Source organism: Persicobacter diffluens, from assembly GCF_036244895.1.
GTDB lineage: Bacteria > Bacteroidota > Bacteroidia > Cytophagales > Cyclobacteriaceae > Persicobacter > Persicobacter diffluens.
Window position 1 is genome coordinate 83,669 of record NZ_BQKE01000007.1, and the last position, 13,389, is coordinate 97,057.

The window sequence follows — 13,389 nt, forward strand, 5'->3', positions numbered from 1 at the left end:
TATATGAAAATAGGATCCAGTTTTAAGCTAGATCCTATAAAATACATTTACACACTTTATGGGAGAGTGTCTAATGATCATCATTCTATGCGAAACCATTCAAGTGCATCTCGTTTTTGGGAAAAGGAAGGCTTATCATTTTCTTTGGTAATACCAAAGTCAGCATAGACTTCCTTCACTTTTTCAATAAAAAGATTGTTTTTTCTAGCTTCAGCCAAGATATTTTTGAGTTTTTTTCTCTTACACAGTTTTTGATAAGCAAAAGTAACTGACTGATGAACCAATGTTGAATCTACATCTGTTTGATCCTTGATCTTTATAGCAATTGGCTGTGGATTGAAATCCCCTAAATCACTATTTCCTATTTTATTTAGTAACTTCTTAAAGGAATCAATAATATTACTTATAGTAGATTCATCGAGGTCTTGCGGGTTGGGCAAATCCTGAATAATTTTTTTGTCATTAATTCCAATTGCTCGTATTTCATATCCTACGTTTGCTAGTCCTAGTTCTGCGGATGCTCCCACCGAAGCAAAATTAATATCAGTACCAAATTCCATTTCAGAAACCTTCATTTTCATTCGTACCCCAACTCCATACCTAGTCTCCAGAATTTTTCCTTTCGGTTCAGCATCATAAATATTCCAATATATCATTGCATCGAAAATGATAGTTTTAGAATTATAATCACTTGATACATCAGCGATTGCCGAAACCTGAATTTCCGACGAGTTTTGAAAACTTATTGAAATGCTATCGAAGTATTCTGCTTTTGCACGAGTACTCCAATCTACAGGCAATTGGTGCGGTTGGTACTCTTCTCCAAGATGGCGCAATGATACAAAGTAGCCATTATCATCCACATTAGGTTCTACTGATACCCATTTATCTTTAAACCCAGTGCTCTGTGTTTTATTGTATGTACCTTCAATCCATTCTTTAGCTCTTTTTTTCTGCGTTTCGTTTGGCGTTGAGTATGCATTATCTATCCCAAAGTACTGATACATGAAAGAAATAATGTCTTCATCTTCTGCGTGAGAATTACTATTCCTTGCTCTCAGAACAGCATCTCGCAAATTTAGGCCACCCGAGATTGAATCGGCACCAAAATAAAAAGAGCGGGAATCTTCCTCATCGGGTGAGATAGTGACAGGAGTAAGTACGTCAATCGGGAATAGCTTTACTGTATCAGTATTATCTCCAATTAAGTCCTTAATGGCTTTGGAGCAGGTAATTATTTTTTGATAACTCTCGAAATTAAAATCTCCGACCAAGTCCACATAATTTTCAATAATGTTTTCAGGAACACCAAAACTGTCAATCCGATACTGTATTTTAGCTAAACCCATTTTGGTAGAAGCAGCCATACTGCCAAAACTAATATCAAGATTTGCTTGCACATCTGTTACCTGGAGCGTCACTTTGATCCCATATCCATATCGTTTGAAAATTTGTGTTCCATCATCTCTAGTAATAACATCAAACTTATCTGAAAAAAGCATCGCTGCATATTTGTAATCAAGCGATGAGAAAGTGCTCTCACCTTTTACAAAGCCACCAATAGCCAAGTTTCCCCCTCCTTTTATGCTAGAGATGTACTGATATACCTGTATAGCGCTTAAGGGATAGTTTTTTGAATTAATATCTTGATCTTCTGTATCACCCTCCAAGAGGAGAATATCATTCTCTTTTAAATTACCTGTAAGGGCATCAATGCCAAAAGTTTTTAATGTTGTGCTCATGATTTCAAGGTTTTAATGTTTATTTGTTACTTGCGTATAAGGATTGGCCATAACTAGTGTCAGCTTTTGAAATCGTTATTGTCCACCGTGACCAAACGTAATAGTGAAGATAAAATTTTATACTTCTCGTCAACCCGCAATTGGATATAGCTACTGTGTGTACTCAGCATAGATATCATTATTCTATTATAATATAGAATATTATTCTATAAGGTGCAAGTCTCTTATGCGCGGGGGCCACGTCTCGAAGGATTAGCAAGTCGCAAGGTGGTTTACCGTGAGGTATACACTGATGGAGGGGGGCTACAAAACTTAGTACTGATGAACAGGAATTACATATGTAGCTTATGGCGCCATGTAAGCAAGTACATCTTTGTGAAGTCCCAAACACGAAAGTGAGGGTGGCACAAATCGAGACGAAGTAGCCAAGTAGCATAAAACTGGACTCAAATGGTCGAAGAAATTTTAAAAAATGCTAGATTGTCACGTAGTGGAAGAAAGCTATTAACCTCAGAACAAAGAGCGACAATTGTAGAAAGTTGGGAATAATCAGGTTTATCCTGGCCAGAGTTTTGTCGGCGGTATGGCCTAATTACAAGTCAACTTTATCAATGGCGATCAAACGCCAAAAGCGGTGCAATCATGGGGATTAAAAATGAAGGAGAACTTCACTCAAAAGCAGAGTTAGATTTTCTTAAAAAGCAAAACGAAGAGCTGTTAAAGGCTTTGGGTGAGGCCACGCTAGATATCAAAATCTTAAAAAAAAAGTTAGAGATGGATCAACTTCGAAACAAGAAGTTGAAGGGCTAGCGATTGATTTTCAGGTGGGTAAGAATATAGTAATCAAAGCTTTTGGGGTGGCGAAATCTTCCGTTTACTATAAGTCAAAGGAGTATCCTAAAGACACAAAACGCAAGAAAAAGCCAACACCCCCTGAAGTGAAATCAGCAATTTTCGCGATTACTGAACGCAAGGCTACCTATGGTGTTCCTCGGGTTAAAGCACTCTTAAAAAGGGATCATGGGATTGAAATTTCTAAATACATGGTTCACCGAATAATGAAGGAAGAAGGTTTACTTATAAAGAAAAACCGCCCTCTAGGAGCGTCAAGGCCACATACAGGGCAGATTTCTGTCGCTAAACCTAACACTCGATGGGCAAGTGACATTACGACTATAAAATGTTGGAATGGCGAAAAAGTCAAAGTGGCAATAGTACTGGATTGCTGTGATCGCTCCATTATATCATGGATTTCCGGCAAACATATTCAGGCATGTGATATTGAATTAATGGTTCAGGATGCCCTGATTAAACTTTTTAGGAAGGCAGAGGCTCCTTTATCTTCTTTCATTCAGTTTCTTCATGATAATGGGCCCGAGTTCATTGAAAGAAAATTAGGTCGTCAACTGAAGAAATGGAATATCGAAAATTGTAACACCCCGACATATTCACCACAATCGAATGGAATGTATGAATCGTTTATGGGGACTTTGAAGCGTGACTACGTCTATTAAAGTTGCCTGGATAATGCTTTGGTCGTGCAAAGTCAGATTGTGAGCTGGATGAATGAATACAACACATTCGCACCTCATTCAGCTTTGAAAATGTTAACACCAAATCAATTTTATACTTTAAAAACTGCAGCTTAAGTGGTACAGTTTTTCATCGGAAAGAGCACTTTAGTTGACATTTTTACTTGAATTATGGTTAAAATTATAGCTTACTCAGGATAAGTACCGACCATGAACCCATCCTACAATATCCATTTCATTATTTATGACATCTATTACATCAACTTTCCTCCAAATTCCATGACTCTCAATTACTGATAAATTTGTTCCTTTGGGTAAGGGAGAGACTTCCGTAAATTTATCATATTCAGTTCCAGGTCCTTTACGGATATTTAGGGCTGTTGAGGTCTGGAAAATATTATCGGATTCATCGCTACTTCTACCGGCAGCTAAATTTTGAAAGGTAGACATTGGGAAGGCTGCTCCTGGATCATTTTTTCTTCCTGGGGAAATATCATCATGACCGATTACCTCCTCTATGTTATAATGACGGACAATGGCTAAGGAGACCTCTGCAGCGACCTCTAATTGTAGTTCAGTATAGGTGTGCCAGCCTTTTATTTTTCCAAAGGAACTTTTCTGCTCCAATACTTCATTGTCCGAAACAGGTTTACCCCAGGCGGTTTTCCAGTTGCCAGAGGACCCTTGTAGAAGCCCTGGGTTGTCGAGCTCAATACCAATAGAATAGCTATTGAGTCCATTAACACCTCTCCAATGGCTTTTCCCTGCATGCCATGCTTTTCTATTAAAATCTACTAATTGAACTATGGATCCATCCCGACCGATAACTATATGAGCTGAAGCTTTTGCTTTAGGGTTTATCAACCAATTTATTGAGCTTTCCGCACTGGAGCCAGCTGTATAATGCATAACTAAAAAACGCGGGTTAATTACTGCACTACTTTGATTCGGACTGCGCTTAAATTTTACTTGCAAGCCATCTGAATGAAATAATTTATGAGATTTAATTTTCATTTTGTTATGTGCGATTATATTATTGAAGGAAATATATTTTTTTAATAAAATTACATCTGATATATTATATTAATTGTATAGGTGCAATTTTTAAAGGATGGAAAAATTTTAAAACCTGATTTTAAGCTCTTTTAATACTCTAGAAATAGGAATAGCATAAGCAGTATCCTCGATAGGAGTTGTTGTGTTATTTTTTTCACCAGCCCTATGAAGGGCTACTGCTTTAAAATTCTCTTCATCTGTTACCCATAAGCTTCCTGAATCACCGCCGATAGATATTTCTTCACATGGTTTGTCCGGATTACCTTTGATTATTATAGTTTTGGAACTGACCTTTTGAATTATCCCGTAAGTATGGCCAGTACTTTGCCCCACTTTTTGTACTAACATTCCGATTTCAGGTTCTACAAATTCAGTTATTTTACCCGCCAAACCGAATAGGCTATTTTTTTGATTGATAGCACGATTATTTGTGTTTATTTCAAAAACAGCGAAATCATTCTCCTTACCGTTTTTCCCTTTTCTAAATATATTACCAATAATATACTCAGAGGCTCTCTTTTTTCTTGCTGGCTGGATTACTGAAAAACCTCTTCTTTTTTTGAGGATGTGCTTGTTTGTCAATCCCAAAGGCTTTCCAGATAGTCTATCAAATACAATGCACCCCAAAGTTCCTATTCCTCTTTTTCTCTTACTTTGTATTTGAATTCCACCGATAAGTTGGTCTACTCTTGATTTAAGTTCTTTCATTTTTCATTTAGTAAATACTGTTCCTTCCAAGGAAAAATGTTATCATTTGAATCCGATTTTATGCAACGAAACCAATCCATTTTTTTAATCGGCTAAGAACAGTTTTAAATAGATATTATTGGTAATCTGGCTTAGTTCATGTGTGATTATTACAGTAAAATATTTCTTTAGATCTATTTCAAACGTGGCTTTAAAATCGTAATAATATTCAGGTCTTAATCGTGTAATGTTTGAGTTTGAACAATAGTATTTTGCTTTTTTTCGTACAAAATCTTTTTCTTCTCAAAGGGTTACAGTTGATATTTGATAAATAAGGCCTGTATATCGTTGATAATGAGTTGTTTTCGTTTATGATGGCAAGTGTAAGGTTTACCACTAAATTGATTTTATTTTCATATGGTATATAATAATCTAATTCAATCAAATGAATAATATTTATTTTTTCTATGTTAATTTTAGTTATTGGTGCCTGTCAAGACGATTTTTCACTAACTACCTCCTCAACACAGTAACACTCTTTGAGCCCAAAGAACCCCTAACCCTCACCTTGATCATCTGATTCCCGAGGTTATTCACAGGCGAAATCTCCACCACCTCATTATCCTCATTCACCACTGTATACTCCATCATTCTCCCATCCATACTCACCAATGCGATCCCTTCAATTTCACCTGCTACTGCGGATTTATTTATCCGGATAATATTATTCACGACCGGGTTTGGACTCACCAGGCTGTTTTCTTCCTCCGGCAATTGGAGCTCCTCAGTCAGCATTCGTTCATTTGAATCTCCGGGTTCCAGCAGGATACCGGATATTTTGGCGTTGTTGACGCCTTCCGCTCCGGTATAAAAGCGGATTTTGGTGGTCTGGTGCTGGGCAGTGAAGCTGAGATCTTTTGTGATTTCGATATAAGGACCACCAGCTTCTTTGATGATGTCCAGGTTGGATATTACCTGTCGACCATCAATGTCCACCTGAAAGATGCGCTGCCCTTCCCGCTTAAAATAGATTTCCGCAAAAATGAGCTTTAGATCATAAGATTCACCCGGAATAGTCGGAAGGCAATAACTGAAATCCCGGCCATACCTCTCCGTTTTTATGGCATCGTTAGTGTCTTCGTCATTATACGGTAGTGAAGGAGGTCTTTCGGAGTATCCGGAGTAATTGTAGGTATTTTCATCAATTTGGGTGATCCAATAATAGAATCCTTGTCCCCTATTATACCGGTATCTTTTTCCAAAAACAGAATAGCGCTCACCTCCCTGAAAATATCCATCCTCCGGAAGGAATCTCCTTCTTTCTGAATTGTATCCCAATTCAGGCTGATAATAATAAGCACTTGCACGCAGATAGGAAGATGCCCCGGCATCAATATAAACAGGGGCTGGAACCGATTTCTCCCAGCTAATGGCATTGACTTTGGCATGATCTAAGCCATAATCGCCCAGAAAAAATCTGATTTTAAGGCTGTCTGTTGCTTCTACATAAAAATTACGTTCAGTCAATTCAATACGATCCCATAAATCGAAATCATCCAGCACCCTAATGCCGTTGATGTCGACATTAAATCTTCGTTTTCTGGGCGTATAGCTGAAAAATCCATCCTGATAGGGCTCAATTACTTCTTGATTATTTTCTGCCCAATAGAAATCATTAAAATAGAGGCTTACCTTATAAATACCGGCTTCTTTTACCGGGATACAATAAGAAAAGTCCTTACCGTAGCGTTCCGTGTTTTCAATGAAATCCGTTCCATCTTTTGAATAACTTTTACCAGAGGTGTAGTAGCGATCAATCCCTTCACCCAGGTCCATAGCCGGATTAGTCACCGAAGATCCTGCATTTATTTTTTTATCTTTTGTAAAATCAGGTTGGATAGTAATGGCGGAGATCATCGCATTATCTATACCGAATTTACCTGTGTAGAATCTTATATTTAGCTTTTCATCTGTTACTTCGGCAGTGAATTTCTTATGAATTACTCCTTCAATTGGATTTGGACTATAATCTTTTATAATATTTTCGCCCTGAAGGTCAACGCAAAAAATTCTTTTGCCAATTTTATCATGGTATACTTCTTTGAATATCAGACTAACTTCATACCTGCCATTAGGTAAAGGAAGCTGGTATTGGAAGTCTTTTCCGTAACGATGGGAATTATATAGGACGTCTTCTCCTTTGCTCGTTTGATAAGTCCGGCTTGGACCCGTAATTTTAAGCTCTGCATCCGGGCGATAACCATTCACCTCTGTATTTCCTCCTGCATTTATTTTCAAGTTTTGACTTGCAATGACCTCTCTCGGACTGTATTCACACAACCAAAGATAGCCTCCTTCAATGATGTCAAAGTAATATTTCCCATTGACCTTTACCGCCAGGAGGCCGGTAGCCATTGCCTGAATGTCTTCCGGTAATTCCTCATAGTGGTTTTCAAAAGGAGTATCCAAAAACTCGCTGAGTGGTGGTGAGTCGCTTCCCTTTATTTCACTTGCGCCATAGCGTGCATCAAAAAGCCTCCTATCTAACCATTGAACATCGTTTAAAAGGTAATCTGATGCAGGTGTTCCCGGTTCGCGCACTTCCCCAACCATGAATTTTTCCCCATCAAAATAGGTGGCATATATCTGTTGGAATTTAATTTCCCCATCTTCTCCGACAATGGGATTTAAATAATTCATCTTATCATGCCGGTAGTAAAAATAGTTTTCATCTGCACCAAAAACCTCCGGCCAATAGGGATTGAGGTAAAGGAATTCAAATTCGTCGTAATTTGCGCTTTCATACCAAACGTTCTCAATGGTACCGTTTTGATATAAATACCATGCTTCCATTGAATTCATGAGCAGGCTATTTTTATAACGCATTACAGTGAAGGGGTTGAAAGCTTCTGTTTTTTTGATGGCTTCATTTATGGGATCATAAAAGTAGACATATAAGTCCCCATTGGTAAAAAACACCTTGTCATCCCATACGAATAATTTGGATCTTATAGTACCAAATTCTTCCCCGCTATCATAATCCAGCTCCGGTACGCCTTCTCCTTCAATAATGCGGTGTATCTTTCGAATTCCCTCCTGAGACCAGGCCTGAAAACCGAGGAGCATCAATAGCGTTGCGGTAATTAGTGTTTTGATTTGTATTGCTTGATCTTTCATTTTGACTGATCATTTTAATTTCATCCAGTTTACAAAGGGGAAAAGCATTTCATCTAGTGATGGTTTTATGAAATATAAAATTTCATCACTTTATTAAAAAGTAACAATTTATTGGATAAATGATGCAATCTACTCAGGCTTTTGTCTTGTTGTAAGTAGTTGCTTTATAGGGTGTTATGTTTTGAAGAGGTCGTATTAAGGCCATAATTCAATCTTGACTTTCAATATATCAAAACAGATAACCCACTCCTCGTAATTTTCCGGTATTCCATCTCACATTAACTATTTATTACCTACGCCCAATTTTTCAAATGAATGGCTGGGGACTCCACAGCTATGTTGGTGCCCTGAATTTAGGGTAGAATTAAATCTTTGGGAATAACCCAATTGGGGGATTTTTCTTTTTATTTATCGGAACCAAAACCGGGAGACGCCTGTTTTTCTGAAAATAGTAGATATGACAGAAAAGGAGATATTGCTCGCCAACAGACAAAACCTTAGACTGATTGATCAAATTACTATTCGGGAAAATGAAAATTTGACCAATATATCTTCAGAAATGCCCTGCGTAGTACACCTCAATAATATGCAGCATTTGGGGATTGAGCAGATGAATGAGTTCGGGACCTCTTTATTAAGGTTAAGTCATGATGAACTGATCAGCCTTGGGGAGAACTTTGTGAAGAACTATCTACACCCGGAGGATGTGAAGCTTGAAATTCCCAATTTGATCCGGTTTTATGGAAATGCTGACTTAGATGAGAGTTATACTTTCTGCCAAAGGGTCTATGATACTAAAAAGAGGGATTATTATTGGATGCTCACCACTACCAAAATTTGTAGGACTGAGGATTTATTAATTTCTACCTCCCTCCCTTTTAATCAGGTTAACCACCTTACGAAAAAGGTGAATTTGGCATTGAATGATAATGTCTTCATGCGAAAGAATTGGGAGAAATTTGCAAGCCTGTCCAAGCGCGAGCGAGAGGTATTCAATTTAATTGCCACAGGAAAGTCTAATACGGAAATCGGTGAATTGCTTTTTGTTAGTAGGGAAACGATAAAACGCCACCGAAAGAATATTTATTATAAGTTAGAGATTAACAGCATCGCCGGAGTTTTAAGGTACGCCAGGGCCTTTGTGCTGTAGCCATTTTTTAACAATAAAACCCCTTTATTTGGCCGCCTCTATGGTATTAGGTATAAGCGTAGCATAAAAAAGAAAGAAAATATTCTTCTGAAATTTTCGTTGTTGGTAGTAGCTACGCTCCCTAGTTTAAACTTTCAATATATCGCTCTCTTATATCATTTTGACTTGAAAATGATGAAAATCGCTATCAATCAGCATTTTATTGGGATCCATTGGGAACAAAGTTTTCTGATAAAGATTCTGAGATTGTCATAGCCCCCAAAAAGATTCATTATGAGGAAGATTTTATATGTTATTGGGGTTGCTTTTTGCTTCGTATTTCTATCCAAATTTACCTATTCGGCACATTCTACCTTACCTGAAGGTTTAAAGTTATGGCTCAATTTGACTAAAGGTGAGCCCATCCTGATTTATGTTGACGATGAGGATTATGGGCCATATCATGCCAGCCCTTTCCTTTTCAAGGACAAGGTATGCTTTTTTATCAATGGTCCGGGCGATCAGGTAATTTTAGTTGCTTATGATCCGGAAACGGGTGAGCAAATCCCCTTAGTGACTGGTTTTTTAGGAGGTATTCATGTCACCATTGTCGATGATTATCTGTATTTTTGGGCCAATGGCCTAGGTAGTTTTGACGGGCAGAATGTAACAGAATTTAATTTTAAGAATTCTACCCTGGATTACATAGAGTCAGCGCTGGAAACGCAGATGTCAGGAATCATTAAAGATCCTCGATTCCTATTAGTGGATGATTCCTTGGTCACCGTTTCTGTAGCTCCCGTTGTCGTTTACACAGAAGATCCGGAGTCCGGCTATTTGAAGACAGAAAATAAGTATATCGGCCTGAAAGGGGAGCAAGCCGTAATTTTTGGATCGGAGGAGAAGGATGTTGCCACAGCCCCTGAGCTATTCGGTCAACATGATTATACGCCATTAGGTACCGAGCAGGTGCCACAGACCGAAATTGGGAGTATCAGAAACCCTCGTTTGGACCAAAACTATATTCAATTGCTCCCGCCTGAAATTGCCCAATACAATAGTGGGGATAGGGTGGTAAAACTGGATAACCGCTACTATTTCACAACTTTAATTGGTCAGGATTTATGGTTAGTGGAATATGAATCGCAGGCGGAACAGGACGCCGATTTTTTCCTGAATACAGGGAAATACAGAAGTGGGGAAGAAGATGTTTATTTGAAGCAGTTTAATGGAAATCGATATGATGATTTATCCTTGGGTAGAAATTTTTGGAATAGCCATCGGTTTGGCGCTTTTGAGTACGATATACCCATAGAAAATGGCATCTATTATTTGAACTTATTTTTTAAAGAAATTTATTTTAAAGAGGCAGGAAAAAGGGATTTCCACGTGTTTGCTGAGGATAGTTTATTACTCGAGCATTTCAATCCAGACCCCAAAGATGGGGAAATTACCAAAGGCTTTTTTCTGGAAATAACCGATGGCGCCCTTAATCTAAAGTTTCAGCGAGGCTTGGCGAACCATCCGATGTTAAGTGGGCTAAGTTTGAAGAAAATCAATCCATCGAACTTTATCGATGCTGGAAGTGCAGAGGATCAACATTTTTTCTCGGGAGTTGCCTATGAGAGTCGCGAAAATATTAAGGATGATATTCTGTCTTTCACGCAAAGATTTTCAGCCGATTTTTCTGTCCCTCAGCAGGCCTTCCTGACCGAGCGATATGGTCACGATTTTTATTATCACTTACCTGTAGAGGAAGCCGGTTACTATAAGGTATCCTTATTTGCCGCTGAAACCTTTTGGCTGAACCCACCTTATTTAGGGCCTTATAGCGTTGAAGAGGTCATAAAGAGGAGGTTTTCCATTAAAGTAGGAGAGCAAGAGGTTGCCAACAATAGGGTTTTAAATGCATTAGGTGATAAAATTGAAACGATCGTATATGCGGATGGCCCGATCAATCTCCGCTTTTTTGTGGATGAAGATGGGCTTGATAATGCCAAGATCAATGCCATAAGGTGGACTAAAACGGTACCTCCTCAAACATTATATATTGATTGTGGAAATTTTGGGGAGACATCTTATTTCGTGGAAGTGCAGGATTCAATCGATTATTATTCCAGGCTGACTGTTCCTGATAACTATTTTGATGGTGGTGAAATTTTTAACTCCACGGGGAGACCTGGTGATTTCAGGGTGACTGAGAGGTTCGGTCAAGATTTTAAATATACATTGCCTACCTCCGTTGGTAGTAAGTATAGGTTGCTGGTATTTTCCGGATCAAGTACACATATCCCTGGAGATAACAGGCAATTTAATCTGAGCATTGATGATAGTTTAGTGCTTGTAAACTATCGCCAAACTAAGATTGAAAACTACGCATTAGATTCCCCTAATAACCAGATATTGTCGTTTGAATTTACCGCGCACTATCCTTTTACCACCCTTAGGTTTTTTACTGCCCCGGGTAGTTTGGACTACGCGCATATTAATGCCTTAGCGCTTGAAAGAGTGGATCTGGATGAATTGACCAATGACGGACGACAAATTCGTGAAAGCTTTCTTTTGTATCCTAATCCAGCTTATAGTACTTTCAGAATTGTGACTGATGCCCTTGTGAAGCAAATTCAAATTATTAATGATCAGGGGGGCTCCATTCCCTTTGAGCAAGGACAATTTACGCCTGGTATTTTGAATATAGATGTTGGGCAAAATGTGCCAGCTGGATTGTATCAGGTCATTATTACTACCGAAAATTCAACTACCAATAAACCGGTGATGCTGGGTGTTTGGTAGGTTATTCCGGTTCAAAATGTGCCATTTTTGTGCGGGAGTTAGCAATTGCTGAATCACATTTGTGATCAACAATGATTGAAATAGTTAAGGGCTTCATAGCGTTAAAGCACTCCTTTTTTGAAATATTCGGAGTGCTTTTTTGTTATCTGAAGTGGGCAATAGCTTATTGTACTTTTCCTGCTGGATTGTCTTCGATTAGTCGGATTTGTTTCCCCAATCCGTTGTATTACCACCTACTTATGTTTTCTCTTTCGTAAATCTCAAGTGAGGAAGGTTGGTGAATCGCGCTTTCGGAGGAATTATATCTCCCCAAAAACGCGATTTTAGCTTATCGTCCTAATAAAATGTTTTTACTGATCAGGTCCTTTTCTGTTTGTACAAACACCTGGTAGAGACCGAATGGGGCTGATGCAAAATCGCTTATTCTCCACTGAGTTGAAGTTTCAATCAAAAAGTCGAATTCAATTTCATTTCCAGCAGAATTAATAATCCGGACCTGCTGTATGGGGGTTTCTGATTTTACAATAAAATATTTCAAATAGGCAGGGTTTGGGCTAATTATGACTAATTCCCGGATGTTCCTGGCCACTTCTTTAAGGGAATTCAGGTCCACTCGTTCCAATAGCAGGGCATTGACATTGGCATTATTCAATCCATTGGCAGGCACATAAAATCGAATGGTGGTCAGTGGGTATTTTGCTGTAAAGTCGAATGTTGGAAGTTCCGCATCACCATATTCGAAATCATCTCTCATTGGGGGCATGTAGTGATCTAAAACTTTTTGCTGATCAATTTCTACATTAAATTTTCGGTTACCGACACTATTAAAATAGGTTTCAGAGGATAAAATCCTTAACCGGTATTGGCTTCCAACACTTGTGGGTAGTCGATAACTGAAGTCTTGCCCATATCGCTCTGTGCTCATGAATGAACCATAATTCTCATTATCATAGATTCTTCCACCTTGAAAATAGCCATCCGGGGTGGCCAGCCTGGAATAGATACCAACAGAATCTACATATAGGGCGTATGGAGTTCCTCTCAAGTTACCACAATCAATATAGAGGTACTGAGGGGCTGTTACTTTTTCCCAACTGATGGCATTTACTTTGGCGTTGTCTATACCTCTTTCACCCATATAAAATTTTACATTTATAGGGCGGTCAGCATATATAGTGGCTGTAATACGTTCGGCTGATTTACTGAGTACTATGCCTTCCTGATCAGGATATCCTTGGATTTTGATGGAAAATCGCCGCTTAATATACTCTTC

General features: G+C 38.5%; 10 protein-coding genes. 5 read left to right on the top strand and 5 right to left on the bottom strand.

The features are described 5' to 3' along the window. Nucleotides 1-80 precede the first annotated feature (80 nt). A complete protein-coding gene (locus tag AAA970_RS26370; protein ID WP_338239925.1) occupies nucleotides 81-1,742 on the bottom strand; it encodes a hypothetical protein in 1,662 nt (553 codons plus the stop codon). A gap of 642 nt (nucleotides 1,743-2,384) precedes the next feature. Here AAA970_RS26370 and AAA970_RS26375 point away from each other — a divergent pair. Genes AAA970_RS26375 through AAA970_RS27900 form a run of 3 tightly spaced genes read left to right on the top strand, consistent with a single transcriptional unit; the run spans nucleotide 2,385 to nucleotide 3,391 of the window. Next, nucleotides 2,385-2,552, top strand: a complete 168-nt coding sequence (locus tag AAA970_RS26375) for a hypothetical protein (RefSeq protein WP_338239926.1) — start codon at nucleotides 2,385-2,387, stop codon at nucleotides 2,550-2,552. A gap of 14 nt (nucleotides 2,553-2,566) precedes the next feature. Further along, the gene (locus AAA970_RS26380; RefSeq protein WP_338239928.1) at nucleotides 2,567-3,256 is read left to right on the top strand and encodes a DDE-type integrase/transposase/recombinase; all 690 of its coding nucleotides are present in this window, start codon (nucleotides 2,567-2,569) and stop codon (nucleotides 3,254-3,256) included. Nucleotides 3,257-3,280: 24 nt separating this feature from the next. Beyond that, nucleotides 3,281-3,391, top strand: coding sequence for an integrase core domain-containing protein (locus tag AAA970_RS27900; RefSeq protein WP_420916758.1), 111 nt, complete (start codon nucleotides 3,281-3,283; stop codon nucleotides 3,389-3,391). A 75-nt stretch (nucleotides 3,392-3,466) separates the two neighbouring features. Here AAA970_RS27900 and AAA970_RS26385 read toward each other — a convergent pair whose 3' ends face one another. The 3 genes from AAA970_RS26385 to AAA970_RS26395 form a co-directional block, all read right to left on the bottom strand. Then, a complete protein-coding gene (locus AAA970_RS26385; RefSeq protein ID WP_338239929.1) occupies nucleotides 3,467-4,288 on the bottom strand; it encodes an N-acetylmuramoyl-L-alanine amidase in 822 nt (273 codons plus the stop codon). 108 nt (nucleotides 4,289-4,396) lie between these two features. After that, complete coding sequence (locus tag AAA970_RS26390) at nucleotides 4,397-5,038, bottom strand: hypothetical protein (protein WP_338239930.1); 642 nt, start codon at nucleotides 5,036-5,038, stop codon at nucleotides 4,397-4,399. Between the two features lie 492 nt (nucleotides 5,039-5,530). Beyond that, a complete protein-coding gene (locus AAA970_RS26395; protein WP_338239931.1) occupies nucleotides 5,531-8,194 on the bottom strand; it encodes a malectin domain-containing carbohydrate-binding protein in 2,664 nt (887 codons plus the stop codon). Between the two features lie 457 nt (nucleotides 8,195-8,651). Here AAA970_RS26395 and AAA970_RS26400 point away from each other — a divergent pair, with 457 nt between their 5' ends. Next, on the top strand, nucleotides 8,652-9,344 hold the full coding sequence (locus AAA970_RS26400; RefSeq protein WP_338239932.1) for a response regulator transcription factor: 693 nt from the start codon (nucleotides 8,652-8,654) through the stop codon (nucleotides 9,342-9,344). 273 nt (nucleotides 9,345-9,617) lie between these two features. Next, nucleotides 9,618-12,116, top strand: a complete 2,499-nt coding sequence (locus AAA970_RS26405) for a malectin domain-containing carbohydrate-binding protein (RefSeq protein WP_338239933.1) — start codon at nucleotides 9,618-9,620, stop codon at nucleotides 12,114-12,116. 328 nt (nucleotides 12,117-12,444) lie between these two features. On the opposite strand, the gene AAA970_RS26410 is transcribed toward AAA970_RS26405, so the two are convergent. Then, nucleotides 12,445-13,389, bottom strand: a 945-nt coding sequence (locus AAA970_RS26410) for a malectin domain-containing carbohydrate-binding protein (RefSeq protein ID WP_338239934.1), incomplete at its 5' end; no start/stop codon positions are given.